This window comes from Haloarchaeobius amylolyticus, from assembly GCF_026616195.1.
Lineage (GTDB): Archaea > Halobacteriota > Halobacteria > Halobacteriales > Natrialbaceae > Haloarchaeobius > Haloarchaeobius amylolyticus.
Genome location: NZ_JANHDH010000001.1, coordinates 2,146,601 through 2,166,836 on the forward strand (window position 1 = coordinate 2,146,601; position 20,236 = coordinate 2,166,836).

The window sequence follows — 20,236 nt, forward strand, 5'->3', positions numbered from 1 at the left end:
GGCGAGCGATGACTACCGACGCTGCAGTGCGGGCGGACCGACCGCGATGGCCGCCCGCGGCCGACGGGTGCAGGGCTCGGTGATCAGCCCTCGACCTCGATGGTCACGCCCTGCGTCTCGCGACCCTCGATGGGGAGCGTCACCTCCAGGACGCCGTTCTCGTACTGGGCTTCGATGCCGTCCTCGTCGACGGTCTTCGGGAAGCGGAAGCTCCGATGGTAGGTCCGCTTCCGGCCGAACTGCTCGTCTGCGTGCTCGGCCGAGATGGTGAGCTGGTGTTCGTACCAGGAGACGTCGATCTCGTCGGGCTCGAAGCCCGGCATCTCGACGCCGAGGACGAAGGCGTCGCCCTCCTCGTACAGTTCGTAGTCACGCTCACCACCGAACAGTTTGCTTGGCAGTTCGAGACCTTGCATCCACGTGTCAGCTGTCGTGGTCGGGAGCACCATCGCTGATCACCTCGATGCAGTCGGATGTTGGGCGTGGTCGACAACGAATTTTACGCCTGAAGAATCAACGATTCAAAGGTCTTCTCAGCCGGTCGAGACGAGGTAGACCGACACGCCAGCGAGCGCGATGCCGGCGAGCTTCCGAGCCGACGCGGGCTCGTCGAGGACGAGGATGCCGACGATGGAACTCGTCACGAGGAACATCGCGAAGATGGGCGAGACGACGCTCACCGGCCCCTGCGAGAGCGCCTTGTAGTACGCGAGGATGCCGATGCCGAGACACGCCCCGGCCGTGTAGACGAACCCCGCCTTCGGGTGCGTGAGGTACTGCGTCGGGTTCTCGCCTGTGTAGGTCACCACGCCCATCGTGATGGCGACCAGTATCCCGTTGCCGAGCAGGGTCGCCACGTTGCTCGGGATGGAGGCCTGCCCGTTCGTCGCGATGCTCATCAGTGGCGCGACCAGCGTGTACGCCACCAGCGCCAGAATCGCCCAGAGGAGATAGCTCATTGACGGTGGTCAGAGTCCGGGATGGCTAACGGTTTCGAAGTGGGAAGCGTGCGGGAGCGGGTGGCAGATGGAAGCGAGAGGCTCTGTTGAAGCCTCATTCGCTGATATGTCGGTGGGGACGTGCTGGATACAGGGCGCAGCTGATGACGGACCGAACACCGGTATCGAGACACGACTCAACAGTCGACGAGGAATTGGAAATAGACCCGTCCATCGTCAGCAGAGTCGACTTCGATCACGAGGCTTTCATCAGGCCCGTCGCAACCCGGGTAGAAATGATATGGAGCGATTCGCCGTTCCACATCATACAGATCTATCTGGACGATGTATGGATGTCTTTCAGCGACGCCGTCCCGCGTTACTTCGGTGGGTTCGCCTGAACTTCCTGCTGGAAGATTCACCTGCCCGCTGTAGACACGTGCTTCGTTATAATCGTCAGCGTTTGGTCTCAGAAGCTTGATTCCAACCCTGTGTGACGTCTCATCACGATTGAGAACGACCAGGCCGAGGTTCTTCTCCTGAGAAGAGAGGGCCGAACACCCGGAAAGCAATGTACCGACCGCAGTTCCAGTACCAGCGAGGAACGTTCGCCGATTCATATACTCGCATATCTGAAAGTAGTCTAATGTGTCTTGTGTCGTACTGACTAGGTATCTCCTCTGTATGTTGCACGCACTCCACGTCACGTTCTGAGGGGTTCCATAGAGCCAACCGAGCGTGTGGACTGGGAATCGACCGGTTGGAGAGCACGATGGGATTTGAACCTCACTCGCTCCGTTTCACTTCGCTCGCTGGTTCAAATCCATCTCTGTTGGTCGATTCACTCGTCACGTCCGTTCCTCGCAGAATCGACGAGCACGATGGGATTTGAACCCACGGCCATCGGATTAGAAGTCCGACGCTCTATCCTGGCTGAGCTACGTGCCCTCGGAACCGGCTACGTCGTCCTCGTAAAAAAGCAGTCTGGATTCGGTGCCCGTCTCCGGGTTCGACAACTGGTACCGTCTCACAATCGAGTGCAACTGTTTTTGCACGACCGGCCCTCGCACGTCCCATGGCACTCGACCCGGGGACCGAACACGAGTTGCGGAGCTACTGGGCCGCCGAGCTCGGCGTCACCGCCGACGCCTTCGCGGACGAGGGCGTCACCGTCGGCGCGTCGGCAGGGGCCGATATCGAGCTGCTCGCCGGTGATGGGTCACTCGTGGTCGGGGCACCGGAGTCGCTCGTCCCGGAACTTCGGAATCGTCGCGAGGAACTCGGCGCCCTCGACCTCTCGGACCCCGACGCGATTCGAGAGGTGGTCGCGTCGCTCGCGTCGATCTCCGAGGTACACGGCCCGGCGTTCCTCGGCTACACCGACGAGTCTTCGTTCGACCCAGTCGAGTCCGGCGCTCGGCTGCTGACCCGCGTCGACAGGCCCGCCTTCGACCGATTCCGCGAGGCGGTTCCCGACTCGGACTGGGACGCCGGCGGCCCCGAGTTCGTCCCCGACAGGACGGTCGGCCTGTTCCACGAGGACCGACTCGTCGCGGCTGCCGGCTGCGAGGTCTGGGACGACCGAATCGCCCACATCGGGGTCGTCACGCACCCGGCCCACCGCGGGGAAGGCAACGGTCGCGCCGTCGTCTCGCGGGCGACCGAGCAGGCGCTGGCGGCAGACCTGCTGGCGCAGTACCGGACGCTGGACGCGTGGCCGTGGTCGGTCGCGCTCGCAGAAGGACTGGGGTTCGAGCGGTTCGCCACCTCGGTCCTGGCCGAGACCGGGTGATTCAGCCGTCGAAGCGGTACAGCGACGTGACGTAGGGCAGGTAGTTGAACATGATGACGCCGATGGGCAGGCCGATGATGGAGGCCGAGAAGGCCCACGCGACGTTGGCCCACAGGAGGCTGAGCCACCAGCCGACGAACACGAAGTAGACCGCGCGGACCAGCAGGCCGCGCTGGCTGCGCCCGTCTTCGTCGGGGTCCATGACCGTCCTTCGCTCTTTCAGCGTGAGGACGGTCGGGACGCGGTTGATGAGCTTGATACCGAGGGGAAGGCCGATTATCGTGACGTTCAGGAACCACGCGACGTTGATGACGATGAACGTGAGCCACCAGCCCACGAGGAGGAACCAGAGTGCACGGACGGGAAACGAACGAGCCATGTCGGCAGTGACGCACGCGAGGTGCAAAACGCTAGCGGGAGCAGACGTGTCCGGGAGCACCCTGCAGGGGCGAGAGCGGTGGGGTTAAGCCGCCGTCACGAATAGGCTCCCCCGATGACCGTCATCGGCACCGTCGGCCTGCCCGGCAGCGGCAAAGGTGAGGCGGCCACCGTCGCCCGCGAGCACGACATCCCGGTCGTGACGATGGGCGACGTCATCCGCCAGGAGTGTCGCGACCGCGGGCTGGACCCGGCCACGCACCACGGCGAGATCGCCACCGCGCTCCGCGAGGAGAACGGCCCGGCCGCCATCGCGGAGCGCTCGCTCCCGATGATCCGCGAGGAACTCGAGGACAGCGACACCGTCCTCGTCGACGGCCTCCGCTCCGGCGTCGAACTCGACGCCTTCCGCGAGGAGTTCGGTGACGACTTCGTCCTCGTCAGCATCGAGGCGCCCTTCGAGGTCCGCAAGGAACGCCTGGCCGACCGCGGCCGCGACAAGGGCGAGGACGAGGGCGGCGAGAGCCTCGAAGCCCGCGACGAGCGCGAGCGCGGCTTCGGCATGGACGACGCGATGGCCCGGGCGGACGTCGTCATCGACAACACGGACACGCTGGCGACGTTCCGGACCAAGATAACGGCCCTGCTGGAGGAGGGCCCCGAGGCGGTCCGGGAGGTGGAGCGATGATATACAGCGTCGACGTCCAGATCACGGCACCCGTCAACGACACCGAGGTCACCGACCGGGTGGCCGACGCCATCACGAACCTGTTCCCCGAGGCCGAGGTCGAGGAGTACCCCGGCGAACTCATGGCGACGACCCACCAGCTGGAGCACTTCTCCGAGCGCCTCCACGAGCAGGAGATCCTCGACACCGCCCGCGGACAGTTCTTCGACGGCCAGGAGGGCGACACCTTCGAGTTCGACCTGAAGAAGCAGGCCGCCTTCCAGGGCCGGGTCAACTTCGCGGTCGGCAATCCCGACGAGCTGGGCGACATCCACGTCAGGGTTCGGGTGAAAGACCCCAGTGTGGACGAGTTCGTCGACTACGTCGCCCCGCCGACGCAGGACGGGAAGCCCCTCGAATCCGGCGACGACGGGCGGTAACGTTCGACTCGCTTCTTGCGATCTCGGTACCGGGTGGCGCGTGCTTTCGAGTATGTCGAGCGGTAGTGAGACTGCGAGACAAGCCGCGCGAGGGATGAGCACCGCAGTGAAACGTAGTGAAGCGAGGAGCGCAATCGGCTGGGGAGGGTGTGGTGCGGTTTCCACTGCCATCGGCGCTAGTATCCCTGCTCTCGACACAGCCACCACCGTTCATCCTGGACAGAGCGCGTGTCACGAACAGACACACCACCGGTACCGACTTATCCCGAACCCGACAATCCAACACAACATGTCGACAGCCGTCTTCTTCGACCTCGACGGGACCGTCGTCGAGTTCACCCGCGACTACGGCGACGTCATCGCGGACGCCCTCACCGACCACTTCGGCCACGCCCCGGACGACCTCATCGAGACCTACGACGAGGCGTTCTACCGCCGGTTCCAGGCGGTCGGGCCGGAGCCGGTCCTCGGCGCGATGGAGGAGGTGTGCGAGGAGGCCGACGCCGATGCCGACCCGGCGGCCCTCCGGGACAGCCTGCAGGAGCACGAACTCGCGATGACCCACGTCTCCGCGGAGGCACGAACCCTGTTCGAGGCGCTCTGGGAGCGCCACCACCTCGGGGTGCTCACGAACGGGGTGCCCGAGTGGCAGCGAAGCAAGCTCGCCCACCACGACCTCGGCGGGCTGTTCGACACCGTGGTCACCTCCTACGAGGCCGGTGCGCACAAGCCCGACCCGGCGGTGTTCGACCTCGCGAGGGAGCGCGCTCCCGACGATATCGACCAGTTCGTCATGGTCGGGGACGACTACGAACCGGACGTGCAGGGCGCCCGCGAGGCCGGCTTCCGCGCCGTCCACCTCGACCGCGGGAGCGCCGGGGCGCGGGTCGCCAGTCTGGAGGAACTGGGGTCGCTGCTGTCGCTGCTCGGCTGAGGCTGCGTCCTCTTCGTCAGTCGAACCCGGACACCAGCGTCGCCAGCCACTGCGCCGGGTCGTTCTGGTACCGCACCTCGACGGCCTCGACCCACTTCACCCACTGGAACCCCCGCCGGTCCGGGGCGACCAGCCGGGCCGGGAAGCCGTGGCCGTGGCTCAGTCGCTCGCCGTCGACGTGGGTCGCCAGCAGGGCCTCACGTGCCTCCTCTGCCGGCAGGGACCACCGGTAGCCCGTCACGGACCGGAAGCGAACCCAGCCCGCATCCGGGTCCGCGCCCGCAGAATCGAGCAGGTCGCCGACGCGGACGCCCTGCCAGTCGTGCTCGGAGTACCAGCCGCTGGTGCAGTCGAGCAGGGCACGGGTCTCGCCCGCCTCGCCCTCACTCGGTTTCGGCAGGTCCTCGTACCGGAGTTCGCGGGGTGTCTCGACCGCCCCGCGGACCGCCAGCCGCCAATCGTCGACTGCAACCGGGTCGGGGTCGTCCGCGACCCAGCTCGTCACCGGGAAGGCGTTGCCCTCGTCGCTCCCGTCCTCGCGCGAGCCGGTGAACCGCCGGCTCGGGACGAGGTCCGTCGCGACCCCCTGCTGGAGCCGCCAGACCGCGGCCCCGCCGACCAGCAGCCCGCCCATCTTGAGGGCGTTCCGGCGCTCCGCGACGGTCTCGCGGTCCGGCAGCCGGAACCGGGCGAGCAGGTGGACGAGCAGCACGGGCAGGAGGAGCGCGCCGAGATACCCATGCAGGACGAGCAAGGTCACCCCCGGCACCGGCGAGGTCCCGCCGAGGGTCCAGGCGACCCCCGTCACGAGGGCCGTCACGGCCAGCACCGAGAGGAGGATGGAGACCGCGACGGTGCGGGTCAGCGTGCCGGTGACACGTCGCCACACCCGCCAGAACTTCAGCCCGAGCAGCACCACGAGCACCAGCCCCACGACGCCGTGCACGACGAACAGCCAGCCGTCGTCGGGCCGGGCCGTCAGGCTCAGCAGGCCCGTGGCGGCCTCCGCGAGGACCGCGACGAGGATGCCCGCGTCGACCACGCTGGGCGAGGGGGCGAGGGACCGGCGCGACATTGGGTTGGGCTAGGGAGTGCAGGAAGATGAGCGTGGGGGCGAGTGAACAGCTGCGGTGGCGCGTGCTGGTGAGCGTGACGAGTGAAACGAGTCCGCGAACAGGACGCGCGAGGGATGAGGAGCGCAGGGAGCGGAACGTAGTGGAGCGGACGAGCACCGGAATCGGCTGGGGAGGCTGTGGTGCGGTCTCCATGCCGCCAGCGCGAGCTCGCTGCTCTTCTCACAGACACCCGAAACACGAAACAGGAATCTCACGCCCTCAGTGATACCGACGGCCGGCGCCACCCTGAATTCACGGCACCAGCAGGAACACCAGCGCCACCGCGATGAACACCACCTTCAGCACGGTGTTCACGACCACGACCTTCGTCCCGAACTCGGCGCCCCAGATGCCGAACTGGAAGGGGATGGAGCGCTTGAACGTCGACACCGCGAAGGAGACGATACCGCCGACGAGCATGGTCGCAACGGCGGTCTGGGGCGTGAACACGTCCTCGAGCATGGGTGCGATGACCAGCGCGCCGCTGGTGGTGTCGATGGCGAAGACGGCGATGACGGCCGCGGCCGCCCCCGGCAACCCGATCAGCGAGGTCACCGGCTCCGCCACCCCGGTCACGGCCGTCAGGTCGGTCGTCTCGGTCACGACGGCGACGAGGGTGTAGACGACGAGCAGGCGCGGGAGGATGTCCAGTATCTTGTCCTTCGTGCTGGCGAGCGCGTCGGTGACCTTCTCGCGGCGGGGTTTGACCGCCTCCTCGCCGCCGTCGGAGGCCACGTCGCTGGGCATGGAGTCGGGGTCGACGTTGTCCGGCGAGAGCAAGAGCGCACCCGCCGCGACGCCCGTCAGGGTGATGGCGAGCGAGATGGCCGCCCGGGCACCGACGTACAGCAGGCCCACCTTCAGGCCGAGGATGGGAATCAGGACCGGGGCGTAGAACGTCACGATGTGCTGGGCGAAGCCGAAGAAGGTGTTGACGGTGACCGCGACGAGGGTCGCCCGGTCGTCGAGGGTGCCGGCCTCGCGGAACTCCGCGAGCATGCCGTACCCGGCGGTCGGGGAGGCGGTCGTCGCGAGGATGGCCGTCCCGACCTCGTCGGGGAGGTTCGCCGGGCGGGTCAGCGGCCGGGCGAACCGGGCGATGGCGTCCACCGCGCCGAACTCGACGGCGAGGTTCGCCAGCGTCACGCCGATGCCGAGGAACACCGCGATGTAGAGCACGCGGCGCAGGACCGTCACCAGCAGGTCGACCGGGAGGTTCACGTCGCCGCGTTCGTACCGCAGGGAAAAAGCCCCGTCGGGTTCGGGGTCGCTTGCCCGCTCCTGTCCCGGCCGTCAGCAGTCGTTGACCTTCTGGAGGTCCGCCTTGCCGGCGTCGCGCTCCTGGCTGGCGGTGAGGGGGTCGTTGTCCTGGAACGCCTCGGCGGCCTGCTGGAAGTGCTCGGTCGCCGCGACGAGGTGGCCGGCCTGACAGCGCGCACGTTCGAGGTGGCCGCTGATGTCCTCGGGGGCGTCGCTCCCCATGCTGTCGAACGTCGACTGCGAGGACGTGAAGTGCGTCTTGGCCTTCTGGAGGTCCTCCTCGGCCGCGGCGGCCTCCTTGTTCTCCAGGTGTGCCTCGGCGGCCGCGAGGTCCTCGCGCCCGAGCAGCATCTGCTCGAAGCCGGTCGCGAGCGTGATGAACGCGTCCACCTGCCGGTCGATGGTCTCGAGGGGCGGCCGGACCTGCGAGAGCTCGACCGCGTTCAGCGCCTTCAGGCGCTCGCCGTCGACCTCGGCCGCGGCCGCGAGCGCCTCGTCGACGTGGTCGGCGGTCGTCTGGAGCGTCTCCTTCGACTCCCGGAGCATCGTCAGCGCCGTCTCGTACTCCTCGTTCTCGATGGTGCTCTGTATCTCCTCGAGGCGGGCGTTCGGGTCGGTGCTCTGCAGCGTCTCGACCGCGTTCGCCATCGCGGCGATGATGGTCGCGAGGTGGCGCAGCGCCTGCACGTCCTTCGTCTGCTCGGCGGTCGCGAGGTCGGCTGCCGCGTCGAGGTCGCTCCGGGCGGACTCGACCATCGCGCGGGTCGCCTCGACGTCGAACTCGACGCTCGAGGGGTCCTCCTGCAGCTGGTCCTCCAGTTCCTGGAGCTTGAACCCGACCTTGTTCAGGGCGCCGACGGCCTCCTTGATGTGGGTCTCGGCGCGTTCCTCGGGCGTCTGTGTCGCCGTCTCGGTCGACTCGCCGCCACCGTCGTCGTCTCCGCCGCCACCGCCGCCGGCCTCGTCGCCGCCGGAGATGTCGTTCTCGTTACATCCGGCGAGGACAGGGGAGAGCGCCGTCGCGGTCACCGCGAGCGAGCGGAGGTACGAACGTCGATTCATGTTCGGTACTTCCGGTGACCGGACTTGACCTTTTGGGCTCCATGGCTAGAGGAGGACGGCGACGACCCCGAAGAGGACGAGCACCCCGAGCACGTCACAGGTGTTCGTCACGACGGGGATGACCACGTCGTCGGGGTCGAGCCCGAGCCGGTAGGCGGCGTAGGTCGCGGTCAGCGTGACCGCGATGGCGAGGACGGCCAGCACCGCCCCGGCGGAGAACGCGACGAGCACCACGTCCAGCGGGCCCAGCACCGCTCCGACCGTCAGCTCCGTCAGCACCCAGGCTCCCGCGCCCACGATGGGGAAGACCGAGAGCGCCAGTGCGACCGTGGCGAGGGCGTTCCCCGCGAGGGTGTCGTCGGTCGGTTCGAACTCGACGGTCCCGAGGTGGACCGCGGTCGAGAGCCGGGCCGCGAGGATGGAGCCGAGGTTCCCGGCGGTCCCGATGGTGACGGGCACCAGCACCAGCAACGCGGGTTTCGCGAGCAGGATGTCCTCGATGCTGCCCAGCACGAGCCCGGAGGCGATCTCCACGGTCGAGAGCGCGAGCAGCAGGGGGAGCATCGCCCGCGAGATGTCCCGGACGGTCCATTGCTCCGGCATCTATCCCCCTCCCAGTCCGAGGACGATTCGCACGGCGAGCAGGAGGAAGGCGACGCCGAAGACGTCGCCCGTGGTCGTCACGAGCGGGCCGACGAGCGTGTCGGGGTTGCGCCCCCGGCGGTAGCCGGCGAAGACGACGCCGACGACCGCGATGGTCAGGGCGGTCCCCGAGAACAGGCCGGCGAGGGTGGCGATGGCCAGGAGCGTCGGCAGCGGCGCGACCGGGGCCGAGAGCAGCGTGAGGACGACGAACACCGCGGTCGCGGAGAACATGCTGACGAAGATGCCGTTCGAGAGCGCGGCCGCGACCGCGCCCCGGAGCCGGTCGTCCGAGAGGTCGACGTAGGGGTCGACCAGCCCCTGGTGGAGGCCGGTCGAGAGGCGCGCGCCGAGCGACCCGAACACGTTCCCGCGGGTCGCCAGCAGGGCAGGGACGAGCACGAGCAGGCCCTGCACGGCCTCGAGCTCGCTGCGCATGCCGCCCAGCACGACGCCCGCGAACAGCCCGCCCACGATGCTGGCGGCGAGTGCGGGCACCGCCTCGCGGTAGGCTTCCAGCGCGACCTCGCGGACACTCATGTCTGTCGAGTTGCAGGCCGGCGGCATAAAAACAGGTCACGCGGCGAATGCCGCGAGCCGGACGGCGGACCCGACACCGTGGCACACCGGCACATGATTTTTGGCACGACCCACGAACGTTCGGGTATGGACGCTGTCGACCGCCGCGCCATCGCCGACGCCCTCCGAGAGCGTGCTCGCGGCATGCGCGAGGACGCCTGCGAGGGGTTCGACGAGGCGCCCGAACTGGACCCCCTCGTCACCGAACCGGCGTACTACCAGCCCGACTCGTTCCCCGGCTCCATCGAGGAGCAACTGGACCGCCTCGCTGGCTCCGCGGGCATCGTCGTCGTCGACGACGGGCAGGTGCTCTGTACCGAGATCGGCTACAAGGACGGCTGGATGACCCCCGGCGGGGCACAGGACCCCGGCGAGACGCTGGCCGAGACCGCGGTCCGGGAGGTCTACGAGGAGACGAACATCGAGGCCGAGATAACGGGAATCTTCTACCACCGCGACTTCGCCTACGACTACGGCCACGACGAACTGATCCGCATCCCACTCGTGGTGTACACCGGCCGGAAGGTCGGTGGGCGGCGGGCCGCGCCGGCTCACAAGGTGCCCAGTGGTGAACCCGAGATCACCGACGTGGACTGGTTCGGGCCAGAGGAGCTGCCCGAGAACATGCTCGACAGGGAGCGGATCCGTGACCTGCTCGTCGAGCACGACGGCGAGGACGACCGATAACGCGACACGCCCGGACTCCCGAAGACTTACTCTCCCCCGAGCGAATCCGCAACCACCGTGCGCGACCTCGATATCCTCCTGACGAACGACGACGGCATCACGGGCGCGGGGCTGGCCGCCATCCGCCGCGAACTGACCGAACTCGGCGACGTGACGGTCGTCGCGCCCGCCGACAACCAGTCCGGCGTCGGCCGGAAGCGGACGACGTACACCACCCGGACCGAGCACGAGTGGGGCTACGCCATCGCCGGCACCCCGGCGGACTGCGTGGCCTACGGGCTTCGCGGCCTCGACACCGACTTCGACCTCGTCGTCTCCGGCATCAACCACGGCCCGAACATGGGCGCGTACGTCCTCGGGCGCTCGGGGACGGTCGGTGCGGCGATGGAGGCCGCCTTCCTCGGCACCCCCGCGGTGGCCGCCTCGGCGTACCACAACGTCGAGTTCTACACCCACCCGCCCGAGGAGTACGACTTCTCCACCCCCGCGCGCATCACCCGCGAGCTCGTCGAGGACTGCCTCGACGCGGACGTCTTCGAGGCGGTCGACATCCTCAACGTGAACGGGCCGGTCGACGCGACCGACCCGCGCATCCGGGTCACCCACCCCCACGGCGACTTCGACGTGCGCGTCGAACACAACCAGGTCGACCCCGCGGACGCCGACCTCCCGGTCGAGGTCGGCGAGGACGGCGAGGTCATCGCCCTGCGCGACAAGTTCTGGCCCCACGTCGAGGGCTACGAGAACCCCTTCCCGGACATCGACGAGGTGCGCGAGCGCTACCCCGTCGGGAGCGACCGGCGGGCCGTCGCCGACGGCGAGGTCAGCGTCTCGCCCCTGACCGCGCCCCGCGAGGCCACCCACCACGAGAAACTCGACGCCATCGTCGAGCAGCTGAACCTCACCTGATACCGGTAAAGGTCGCCGATGTGTAACCGGCCGCGATAACCGCTGAGTGGCCCAAAATGAAAGGAATCGATTAAAAAATGCGGGAAAGCTATTTGAACGACCAGTGTAACCTTGTCCCATGGTTGGAAATGGCAAGCGGTCGGTGGACCGGAGAACGTTCCTGAAGATCGGCGGCGCGGGCAGTCTCGCGGCGACTGCGGGGTGTCTCGGACTCGGTGGTGGTGGCGGTGGTGGCGCCATCACCTTCGGGCAACCGGCGGCACAGACCGGCCAGTGGGACTTCCTGCAGCCGGGCGTCTCGAAGGCGACCGACGTCGCGGTACAGCAGATCAACGACGCGGGTGGACCACTCGGACGCGAACTCGTGCTCGAACGCTCCGACACGGCGGTGAACCCACAGCAGGCACGCACCGTCGTCACGCAACTCACGGAGAACGAGGACGCCATCGCGTTGCTCGGGCTGTTCTCGAGCGAACTCGAACCGCTGTTCGAGTTCCTGCAGGAGCAGGAGACGCCGGTGGTGACGCCGTGGCCGGGGTCGAACTTCCTCGACACCCGCGGCGGCGACCACGGCACGCCGGACGACGTGAGCGACGACGAGTGGATCTGGCGGACCGTCATCAGCGACACCGTCCACACCGCGGGTGCGGCGCTGCGCGCGCTCGACCAGGGCCACGACACGGTCGGCGTCATCAACGGCACCACCTCCGGCGCACGGAGCTGGGCGAGCGGGTTCACGAGCGCCTACGAGGCCAACGGCGGCACCGTCGCCGAGCAGGTCGAGGTGGCCCAGGGCGAGTCGAACTACCAGTCCGCGCTCGACCGGCTGTTCCAGGCCGAATTCAGCGCGTTCGCGGTGAGCCTCCCGCTGGAGGACGCCATCACGCTCATGAGCGACTGGTCCGACGGCGGCTACGGGCGCCAGCCCATCCTCTCGGACCCACTGGCCCAGAACGACCTCGCCGAGCAGGTCGGGAGCGACCTGAACGGGGCGTGGGCGGCCAGCCCGGGCGAGTCCGGCCCGAGCTACGGCACCTTCGAGAGCGCCTACAACAGCGCCGAGGGCGACGCCGAGATCAACGCCTGGACGCCGCCAGCGTGGGACGCCACGATGGTCACCGCGCTGGCGCTCGAACGCGCCGGCGAGGCGACGCCGGAGGCCATCGAACAGAACCTCGGCCCGGTGTCGCGCGGCCCCGGGACGGAGGTCTCGACCTTCGCCGAGGGGAAGGAGGCCCTCGACAACGGCGACGAGATCAAGTACATGGGTGCCGCGACGCCCGTGACGTTCACCCAGTTCGGCAACGTCGTCGGGTCGGTCGTCATCAACGAGGTCCAGAACGGCCAGTTCGGCCAGGTCGAGACCATCCCGGCGGAGGACCTCCGGGAGTTCGTGCCGGAGGGCGAGTACTGATCGATGGGGCTCGCACAGAACCTCATCTTCGGGCTGGTCACCGGCTCGTACATCGCCATCGCGGCCATCGGGTTCACCCTCATCTACGGCATCGTGGACATGATCAACTTCGCCTACGGCGAGTACATCACCGTCGGGGCGTTCATCGGGCTGCTCACGGCGAGTGCGCTCCCGCTCCCGCTGCCGGTGGCGGTGCTCGTCGCGATGGCCGGCGGGGGCATCGCGAGCCTCCTGCTCGCGAAGGTCTTCTTCACGCCCATCAATCACACCGGCCCCATCCCGATGCTGCTGACGTCCATCGGGCTCGGGCTCATCCTCCGCAACGCCATCCGGCTGTTCGCGGGGCGGAGCGCCCGGTACTACGACACCGAGACGGCGACGTGGCGGTTCCAGGGCGTGCCCGACCTCGCGGTCGGGCCGGTCGACCTGCTCGGGAGCTTCTTCGTGACCTCCCAGCAGCTCGTCGTCGTCGGCTGTGCCCTCGCCGTGTTCCTCGTCCTGCACGCGGTCCTGACCCGGACCGACGTCGGCATCGCGATGCGGGCGATGAGCGACGACGAGGCGCTCGCCCGCGTCCGGGGCGTCGACACCCAGTTCATCCGCAACAGCGTCTGGGTGCTCGCCGGCGTACTGGCGGGACTGGCCGGCGTGTTGCTCGGCATCCAGACGAACGTCAGCGTCACGACGGGGTTCAGCCAGATACTCCAGATACTCTCGGCCGCCATCCTCGGCGGGGCGGGCAGCCCCTACGGCGCCATCGCCGGCTCGTACGTCATCGGGGTCGTACTCGCGCTCTCGACGGCGTTCCTCCCCTCGGGGATGACCGGCATCTCGTCGGCGGTGGCCTTCGTCATCCTCGTCGTCGTCCTGCTCGTCAGACCGAGCGGTATCGCCGGCCGGGAGGTGCGTAAGGCATGAGCCTCCGCGACTCGCTCCCCGACCACGACTCCGACCGGGCACTGGTCATCGGCGTCGTCGCCATCGTGCTGGGGCTCGCCATCGCGGCCACCCCGGTCACGGTGACGATTCCGGGTGACCTCTACGTGTTCTTCGAGGTCGGCATCCTGTTCGTCGTCTACGGCATCCTCGTGCTGGGGCTCGACCTCCAGTACGGCCACACGGGGCTCGTGAACTTCGGGCACGTCGTGTTCTTCGCGGCCGGCGCGTACACGGTGGCGATGCTCTCGGCGGTCGACTCCTTCGAGGGTATCGCGCTGGGTTACCCGTGGCCGCTCGGCCTCCTCGCGGGCGTCCTCGTCGCCGCGCTCCTCGGCGCGTTCGTCGGAGCGACCTCGCTGCGCCTGCGCGGGGACTTCCTCGCCATCGCGACGCTCGCGACCGCCGAGATCTTCCACTCGCTGTTCATCAACTTCACCGACGTCTTCGGCGGGTCGACCGGCATCTTCGGCGTCCCGACGCCCCTCGGCGACCTCGCGGGTAGCCGCGACGCGACGCTGGTGGCGACGCTGCTGGTGTTCGGCGGCTTCGCGGCGCTGACGTTCGCCGTCGTCGCCCGGCTCACCGAGGCACCCTACGGCCGGGTGCTGCGCGCCATCCGGGCCGACGAGCTGGTCACCCGGTCGGTCGGCAAGACGACGTTCAGCTACAAGATGCAGTCGTTCGTCTACGGCGCCGCCCTCGCCGGCTTCGCGGGCGGCATCTTCGCGATGTACAACGGGGCCATCTCGCCGGACTTCTTCGAGCTCCAGGTGACCGTGACCGTCTGGATCGGGATGTTGCTCGGCGGCGCGTCGAAGCACCGGGCGGTGCTCGGCGGCCTCGCCATCATCATGGGGCTGCGGCTGTTCTCGCGGTTCGCACAGGGCGCCGCCCCCGTCAGCGCCGGCGAGTTCGCGTCCATCCGGCTCATCGTCGTCGGCCTCATCCTCGTGCTCGTCATCCGGTACCGGCCGGCCGGCATCTGGGGCGACGAACGCGAACTGGAGGTGGACTCGTGAGCCTGCTCGACGTCGACGGCCTCGACAAGGAGTTCGGGGGGCTCGTCGCCATCGACGACCTCTCGCTCTCGGTCGAGGCGGGCGAGCTGGTCGGCGTCATGGGTCCGAACGGCGCCGGCAAGTCGACGTTCTTCAACTGCGTGAGCGGCGTCGTCCAGCCCGACGGCGGGACGGTCCGCTTCGACGGCGAGGACGTGACCGGCGCGGACACCGCCACGCTCGCCCGCGAGGGGCTGGTCCGGACGTTCCAGCACACCCGCCAGCTCGACACGATGACCGTCCGGGAGAACGTCAGGCTCGCCGCGCCGGACCAGCCCGGCGAGCAGACGCTCTCGGCACTGCTCCGGACCGACGAGATGCAGGCCACGGAGGCCGAGGTGGCCGCCCGGGCCGACGACCTCATCGAGACGTTCGAGCTGACACGGCTCGCCGACGAGTACGCGAGCAGCCTCTCGGGCGGCCAGCGCAAACTGCTCGAACTGGCCCGCGTGCTGATGCTCGAGCCCGACCTGCTGTTGCTCGACGAGCCCTTCGCCGGCGTGAACCCCACGCTCACGAACGAGATCGCGGCCCACATCCGCGACCTGAACGACGACGGGATGACCGTGGTCGTCATCGAGCACGAACTCGAGACGCTGACCGACCTCGTCGACCGGCTGGTCGTGCTCCAGCAGGGCAGCCTGCTCGTGGAGGGCGACCCGGAGACGGTATTGAACGACGAGCGCGTCATCGACGCCTACCTCGGAAGTTGACCATGGAACAGACGACGACACACGACGACGACACGGACGCAGACAGCCGCACCGACCACCTGCTCGACGTCTCTGCCCTCGACGCGGGCTACGGCGACCTGCAGGTCCTCTCCGGGGTCGACCTGCACGTCGACGAGGGCGAGTACGTCGCGGTCGTCGGCCCGAACGGGGCCGGCAAGTCGACGGTGATGAAGTCGGTCTTCGGGCTCGCCGACCGCATGGGCGGCAGCATCACCTTCGACGGGACCGATATCACCGACCTCCCGCCCGAGGACGTCATCTCGGTCGGGATGAGCTACGTCCCCCAGACCGAGAACGTCTTCCCGTCGCTCACGGTCGGGGAGAACCTCCGCATCGGGGCGTACATCCTCGACGAGGTGCCCGAGGCCCGCCGGCAGGCGGTGTTCGACCGCTTCCCGGTCCTCGAAGAGCGCGTCGACCAGGACGCCGGCACCCTCTCCGGCGGGCAACAGCAGATGCTCGCGATGGGCTGTGCGCTCATGCTCGACCCCGACCTGCTCCTGCTCGACGAGCCGTCGGCCGGGCTCGCGCCCGACCTCGTCGCGGACATGTTCGACCGCATCGACCAGGTGAACGACGCCGGGACGGCCGTCCTCATGGTCGAGCAGAACGCCAAGGAGGCGCTGCGGCGCTGCGACCGCGGCTACGTGCTCGCACAGGGCGAGAACCGCTACGAGGGCCGGGGCGACGAACTCCTCGGCGACGACGAGGTGCGCCGGCAGTTCCTCGGCGGCTGACCGGCTCCACCCACCCGTCTCGACTACTTCTCCAGTTTCGCCTTGTAGTACACCTCGCCCTCGTCCACGTCGGTCACCGACCACGGCGTCCCGACGCAGGCGTCCCGCAGTCGGTCGGGGGCGACCAGCAGGAAGTGCAGCGTCTCGCCGACCAGTCGCTCGCCGTCGCGGTCGTACTCGAAGTGGAACGTCCGGTGGGCCACGCCCTCGCGTGGGTCGGGCCGGTAGCCGAACATCTCGCCGGTGTCGTCGAGCTTCGCGGGGTCGTACTCGTCGACCCACGCGGTCGCGTCGCTGGTCGTGACGCGGGCGAACTCACAGAGCAGGTCCCGGATTCCTGGGATGGAGCCGCCGAGGCCGAGCTGGGTCCCGTTCGCCAGCAGGCCGGGGAACGCGCTCTCGGGGTAGGGCATGTCGAACATGTCCGCGACGTGGGCGTCCTCGACCCCGCGGTCGCGGGCCGCCTCGACCGCGCCGGGGCTCACGTCGAAGGGGACGACGTCCCTGCCGTGGCCCTGCAGCCACAGGGCGTACTGGCCGCTGCCACAGCCCACGTCGAGGACCGGCTCCCCGAGCGCCAGGAGTGCCTGTTCCCATGCCTCGTCCATGTCGCGCATGTCGCGGAAGTAGTTCGCCTGGATGTGGCCGTCGGCGGTCTCCGGGCCGTCGACGTATCGACACTCGCCGCGGAGGCCGCCGCGCTGGTAGTCCAGCATGGCGGCCCCCAGTGGGTCTCCGTCCATCAGTCTAGCTAACACTGCCCACATTACAAAAATCTGTAATGAAATGTGGTAACACCTAGCGTCGCCGACCTGGCGCGGGGTTCCCACCGTCGCAACCTGTCCCGACAGTCAGGCGTCCCCACCTTCCTCGGCCGCGGTCGCGACGTACCAGGGGAGCGACACCACCAGCCCGGCGACGACGACGAGCAGCGAGAGCGACGCGAGGTTCGCGGCCGTCAGCCCGTCGAGCCCACCGAGGAACGACACCAGCGCCAGCGCGGCGGACGTCACCGCCCCGACCGCCAGCAGCAGGTACCCGGTTCGACTGCGCATACGCTGGCTACGGCGTCGCGGCTAAAACCGTCGCAGTCGACTCCCAGCCGATGGGAACGGTGGCCGTCGGGCGGGAGTCCTTCACCCACCCGTCACTGCCCGACCGCGAGCACCCCGACCAGCGCCAGCCCGGCGGCCAGCGACGCCAGCAACACCGCGAAGGCGAGCTGGAACCCCGCGAGGTCGGAGACGATGCCGACGACCGCGGGCGCGACCGCCCCGACGCCCATGAGGGCGGTCCGGACCACGCCGAGGCCCCCGCCCGCGACGGACTCGGGGATCAACTCGACGAGGTAGGCGCCCCGGACCGGCCGGAAGCCGTGGCTGCCGAGGCCGAAGGCGACGACGCTCGCGGCGACGACCGGCAGGGGACTCTCCGGCACCGCGACGACCAGTGCCAGTCCCGCGGTCGCCAGCGCCAGCGTCCCGCCGATGACCGTCAGCCGGCCGAGGCGGTCGCTCAGGTCGCCGGTGACGACCTGCACGAGGCTCACGAGGAACAGGCCCGAGTAGAGGGTCCCGGCGGTCGCCGGCGACAGCCCGGCCGCCTCCTCGAGGTACAGGGGCAGGAACGCCACCGCGCCGTTGTAGGTGAACGAGAACAGGACCGTGACGGCGACGAAGACGAGGAACCAGCGGTCCGAGAAGAGGGCGCGGTAGGCGCTCGCACCGCCACCGCCACTATCGCGGTCCGGCTCGTCGGGCAGCCGCCGCGGGACGCGCCACTGGAACAGGCCCGCGAGGGCGAGCCCGACGACGCCGCCACCGAGGAACACGACGTGCCAGTCCGGGCCGCCGCCGGCCAGCGCCCAGACCACGGCGGCCGGGGCGACCACGCCGCCGAAGGCCCCGAAGGTGTCCATCACGCCGAGGGCCCGTCCCGTCCTGCTGGGGTACACCCGCGAGAGCAGGCGGACCGCGACCGTCTTGTGCGCGCCCGTGCCGAGCCCGACGAACACCATCACGCCGACGAGGGCGGCGAAGGGGAGCGATATCGAGAGCGCGAGCGCGGCGACGGCTGCGACGATGGCCCCAGCAGTCACGACCCGGACGCCGCCGACCCGGTCCGCGAGCAGCCCCGAGGGAAATTGCATCGCGGCGTAGGCCAGCATCAGCGCGGTGAAGGCGCTCCCGACCACCGCGTTCGAGACGCCGTAGGTACTCTGGAGCGTCCCGAACAGCGGTGGGAACGCGTATCGAAGGAACTTCGCGAGGAACCAGATGCACGCTGTCAGGACGAGCGCGTCGTAGCTGGCGAGGTCGCGGAGGCGGGCCACTCTATCCGAACGGGCCGCCACCACCGCCGCCGAGGCCGCCCATGCCGCCACCGCCGCCCTGCTGTTGCATCTTCTTCATCATGCGCTGCATGTCGCCGTCCATGCCGCCCTGGAACTGCTTCAGGGTGCGCTCCATCATCTTGTGCTGCTGGAGGAGTTCGCGCACCTTCTCCTCGGGCTGGCCGGAGCCGCGGGCGATGCGTTCGACCTGCTTCTGCCCGATGCCCCGGGGGTTCTCCATCTCCTTGTCGGTCATGGAGTCCATGATGACCTCGAAGCTCCGCATGCGCTCCTGGGTCACGTCCATGGCGTCGTCGGGCAGCTGGTCCTTGATGCCGCCGCCGAAGCCCGGGATCATGTCCATGATCTGGTCGAGGGGCCCCATCTTGTTCATCGCGTCCATCTGCTTCTTCATGTCCTTCAGGGTGAAGTTCCCCTTCAGCATGTCCTCGGGGTCCCAGTCCTCGTCGTCCTCGGCCTGGGTCTCCTGCATGGCGCGCTCGACGCGCTCGGTGAGCTGCTTGAGGTCGCCCATGCCGAGCAGGCGCGAGATGAAGCCGTCGGGCTCGAAGCGCTCGACGTCCTTGACCTCCTCGCCGGTCCCGAGGAACGCGATGGACGAGCCGGTCTCGTTGACGGCCGCGAGGGCGCCACCACCCTTCGCGGTCCCGTCGAGCTTCGTGATGACGACCCCGTCGATACCGATGGACTCCTCGAACTTCTGGGCCTGCTCCTTGGCGGACTGGCCCATCGCGGCGTCGATGACGAGCAGGTTCCGGTCGGGGTTCGCCTCGTTCTCGATGCGCTCGATCTGGTCGATGAGCTCCTGGTTCAGGCCGTCACGACCCGCCGTGTCGACGATGCGGATGTCGGCGTCCTCGGTGGCCGCCATCCCGTCGCGGACGATCTGGACCGGGTCGTCGGCGTCCTCGTCGCCGTAGAAGTCGACCTCGGCGCGCCGGGCCATCTCCTTGGACTGGTCGTAGGCACCGGGGCGGTCCGTGTCGGTCTGGATGATGGCCGGGCGCATCCCCTTCTTCGAGAACCACCACGCGATCTTCGCCGCGCTCGTGGTCTTCCCGGACCCGTACAGCCCGGCGAGGAGGATGGTCTGGTTCTCCAGTGGCAGCTCCGTGGAGTCGCCGACGAGGCCGACCAGCTCCTCGTACACGATGCGGAGCACGAAGTCCCGCGCCGGCGTCCCCTTCGGAGGCTCCTCCTCCAGGGCGCGCGTCTTGATGTTGTCCGAGAGGTCCATCACGAGGGAGACGTCGACGTCGGCCTGCAGGAGCGAGCGCTGGATCTCCTTGACGATCTCCTCGACGTCTTCTTCGGAGAGACGGGACTTCCCGCGGAGCTTGTCGAGCGTGCCCCGCAACGAACTCCCGAGGTCATCGAGTACCATTTACTGTCCGCTAGTCGCGTCGCGCGTTAAAGCCTTTTTCTCGCCGCTCGCACGACAGGAAACCGTTCGTGTTGGTCCAGCGACGGTAACTGGTTGCTGCAGAGCTTTATGCTGTGGCACCGTGTATCACGTGCTGTGACTGCGTAGCACACCACGAGCTGTCATCCCACTTCCGCAGTCACTCACCGCCGTCAGAGCGACCGCCCCGGCAGGG

Annotated in this window: 24 protein-coding genes and 1 tRNA gene; 11 read left to right on the top strand and 14 right to left on the bottom strand. The window is 68.5% G+C overall.

The features are described 5' to 3' along the window. Positions 1–83 precede the first annotated feature (83 nt). The 4 genes from NOV86_RS11065 to NOV86_RS11080 all read right to left on the bottom strand — a co-directional run bounded on the left by NOV86_RS11065 (position 84) and on the right by NOV86_RS11080 (position 1,886). Positions 84–449, bottom strand: coding sequence for an Hsp20/alpha crystallin family protein (locus NOV86_RS11065; protein ID WP_267641449.1), 366 nt, complete (start codon positions 447–449; stop codon positions 84–86). 84 nt (positions 450–533) lie between these two features. Beyond that, positions 534–959: an EamA family transporter gene (locus NOV86_RS11070; RefSeq protein WP_267641450.1), complete on the bottom strand. Its 426-nt coding sequence runs from the start codon at positions 957–959 to the stop codon at positions 534–536. Between the two features lie 176 nt (positions 960–1,135). Further along, positions 1,136–1,558 carry a twin-arginine translocation signal domain-containing protein gene (locus tag NOV86_RS11075; protein WP_267641451.1) on the bottom strand — a complete coding sequence of 141 codons (423 nt, stop codon included), beginning with the start codon at positions 1,556–1,558 and terminating at the stop codon, positions 1,136–1,138. 253 nt (positions 1,559–1,811) lie between these two features. Continuing rightward, positions 1,812–1,886 (bottom strand) — tRNA-Arg (locus tag NOV86_RS11080). 127 nt (positions 1,887–2,013) lie between these two features. Here NOV86_RS11080 and NOV86_RS11085 point away from each other — a divergent pair. Beyond that, on the top strand, positions 2,014–2,730 hold the full coding sequence (locus NOV86_RS11085) for a GNAT family N-acetyltransferase (RefSeq protein ID WP_267641452.1): 717 nt from the start codon (positions 2,014–2,016) through the stop codon (positions 2,728–2,730). Between the two features lies 1 nt (position 2,731). Here the strand turns inward: NOV86_RS11085 and NOV86_RS11090 are convergent, their stop codons facing one another. After that, the gene (locus tag NOV86_RS11090) at positions 2,732–3,109 is read right to left on the bottom strand and encodes a YccF domain-containing protein (protein WP_267641453.1); all 378 of its coding nucleotides are present in this window, start codon (positions 3,107–3,109) and stop codon (positions 2,732–2,734) included. 114 nt (positions 3,110–3,223) lie between these two features. Between NOV86_RS11090 and NOV86_RS11095 the strand changes: the two genes are divergently transcribed. From NOV86_RS11095 to NOV86_RS11105, 3 genes are all read left to right on the top strand, one after another. Then, on the top strand, positions 3,224–3,796 hold the full coding sequence (locus NOV86_RS11095; protein ID WP_267641454.1) for an AAA family ATPase: 573 nt from the start codon (positions 3,224–3,226) through the stop codon (positions 3,794–3,796). Next, positions 3,793–4,215, top strand: a complete 423-nt coding sequence (locus NOV86_RS11100) for an RNA-binding domain-containing protein (protein ID WP_267641455.1) — start codon at positions 3,793–3,795, stop codon at positions 4,213–4,215. Before NOV86_RS11095 ends, NOV86_RS11100 begins: the two co-directional genes overlap by 4 nt. Before the next feature lie 289 nt (positions 4,216–4,504). After that, positions 4,505–5,149: an HAD family hydrolase gene (locus tag NOV86_RS11105; protein ID WP_267641456.1), complete on the top strand. Its 645-nt coding sequence runs from the start codon at positions 4,505–4,507 to the stop codon at positions 5,147–5,149. A gap of 16 nt (positions 5,150–5,165) precedes the next feature. Here the strand turns inward: NOV86_RS11105 and NOV86_RS11110 are convergent, their stop codons facing one another. From NOV86_RS11110 to NOV86_RS11130, 5 genes are all read right to left on the bottom strand, one after another. Next, positions 5,166–6,224, bottom strand: coding sequence for a molybdopterin-dependent oxidoreductase (locus NOV86_RS11110; protein WP_267641457.1), 1,059 nt, complete (start codon positions 6,222–6,224; stop codon positions 5,166–5,168). 292 nt (positions 6,225–6,516) lie between these two features. Further along, positions 6,517–7,485 (bottom strand): hypothetical protein, encoded by a 969-nt coding sequence (locus NOV86_RS11115; protein ID WP_267641458.1) that lies wholly within the window; start codon positions 7,483–7,485, stop codon positions 6,517–6,519. A gap of 72 nt (positions 7,486–7,557) precedes the next feature. Continuing rightward, positions 7,558–8,586 carry a hypothetical protein gene (locus NOV86_RS11120; protein WP_267641459.1) on the bottom strand — a complete coding sequence of 343 codons (1,029 nt, stop codon included), beginning with the start codon at positions 8,584–8,586 and terminating at the stop codon, positions 7,558–7,560. 45 nt (positions 8,587–8,631) lie between these two features. Further along, positions 8,632–9,189 (bottom strand): magnesium transporter, encoded by a 558-nt coding sequence (locus NOV86_RS11125; protein ID WP_267641460.1) that lies wholly within the window; start codon positions 9,187–9,189, stop codon positions 8,632–8,634. Then, positions 9,190–9,768 (bottom strand): magnesium transporter, encoded by a 579-nt coding sequence (locus NOV86_RS11130; RefSeq protein WP_267641461.1) that lies wholly within the window; start codon positions 9,766–9,768, stop codon positions 9,190–9,192. 126 nt (positions 9,769–9,894) lie between these two features. Between NOV86_RS11130 and NOV86_RS11135 the strand changes: the two genes are divergently transcribed. The 7 genes from NOV86_RS11135 (at position 9,895) to NOV86_RS11165 (ending at position 16,285) form a co-directional block, all read left to right on the top strand. Beyond that, on the top strand, positions 9,895–10,494 hold the full coding sequence (locus tag NOV86_RS11135; RefSeq protein WP_267641462.1) for an NUDIX domain-containing protein: 600 nt from the start codon (positions 9,895–9,897) through the stop codon (positions 10,492–10,494). A 57-nt stretch (positions 10,495–10,551) separates the two neighbouring features. Next, the gene (surE, locus tag NOV86_RS11140) at positions 10,552–11,403 is read left to right on the top strand and encodes a 5'/3'-nucleotidase SurE (protein WP_267641463.1); all 852 of its coding nucleotides are present in this window, start codon (positions 10,552–10,554) and stop codon (positions 11,401–11,403) included. A gap of 118 nt (positions 11,404–11,521) precedes the next feature. Beyond that, complete coding sequence (locus NOV86_RS11145) at positions 11,522–12,817, top strand: ABC transporter substrate-binding protein (protein WP_267641464.1); 1,296 nt, start codon at positions 11,522–11,524, stop codon at positions 12,815–12,817. Between the two features lie 3 nt (positions 12,818–12,820). Continuing rightward, entirely contained in the window at positions 12,821–13,735 is a 915-nt protein-coding gene (locus NOV86_RS11150) for a branched-chain amino acid ABC transporter permease (RefSeq protein ID WP_267641465.1), read from the top strand. Then, positions 13,732–14,775, top strand: a complete 1,044-nt coding sequence (locus NOV86_RS11155) for a branched-chain amino acid ABC transporter permease (RefSeq protein ID WP_267641466.1) — start codon at positions 13,732–13,734, stop codon at positions 14,773–14,775. The genes NOV86_RS11150 and NOV86_RS11155 overlap by 4 nt, the downstream gene beginning before the upstream one ends. Continuing rightward, positions 14,772–15,527, top strand: coding sequence for an ABC transporter ATP-binding protein (locus NOV86_RS11160; protein ID WP_267641467.1), 756 nt, complete (start codon positions 14,772–14,774; stop codon positions 15,525–15,527). Before NOV86_RS11155 ends, NOV86_RS11160 begins: the two co-directional genes overlap by 4 nt. A 2-nt stretch (positions 15,528–15,529) precedes the next feature. Beyond that, positions 15,530–16,285 carry an ABC transporter ATP-binding protein gene (locus tag NOV86_RS11165; protein ID WP_267641468.1) on the top strand — a complete coding sequence of 252 codons (756 nt, stop codon included), beginning with the start codon at positions 15,530–15,532 and terminating at the stop codon, positions 16,283–16,285. 23 nt (positions 16,286–16,308) lie between these two features. Here the strand turns inward: NOV86_RS11165 and NOV86_RS11170 are convergent, their stop codons facing one another. From NOV86_RS11170 to NOV86_RS11185, 4 genes are all read right to left on the bottom strand, one after another. Continuing rightward, the gene (locus NOV86_RS11170) at positions 16,309–17,028 is read right to left on the bottom strand and encodes a class I SAM-dependent methyltransferase (RefSeq protein WP_267641469.1); all 720 of its coding nucleotides are present in this window, start codon (positions 17,026–17,028) and stop codon (positions 16,309–16,311) included. A gap of 108 nt (positions 17,029–17,136) precedes the next feature. Next, the gene (locus tag NOV86_RS11175) at positions 17,137–17,340 is read right to left on the bottom strand and encodes a hypothetical protein (protein ID WP_267641470.1); all 204 of its coding nucleotides are present in this window, start codon (positions 17,338–17,340) and stop codon (positions 17,137–17,139) included. Positions 17,341–17,432: 92 nt separating this feature from the next. Continuing rightward, a complete protein-coding gene (locus NOV86_RS11180) occupies positions 17,433–18,617 on the bottom strand; it encodes an MFS transporter (RefSeq protein ID WP_368408742.1) in 1,185 nt (394 codons plus the stop codon). 1 nt (position 18,618) lies between these two features. Beyond that, complete coding sequence (locus NOV86_RS11185; protein WP_267641472.1) at positions 18,619–20,022, bottom strand: signal recognition particle protein Srp54; 1,404 nt, start codon at positions 20,020–20,022, stop codon at positions 18,619–18,621. Between the last annotated feature and the right edge of the window lie 214 nt (positions 20,023–20,236).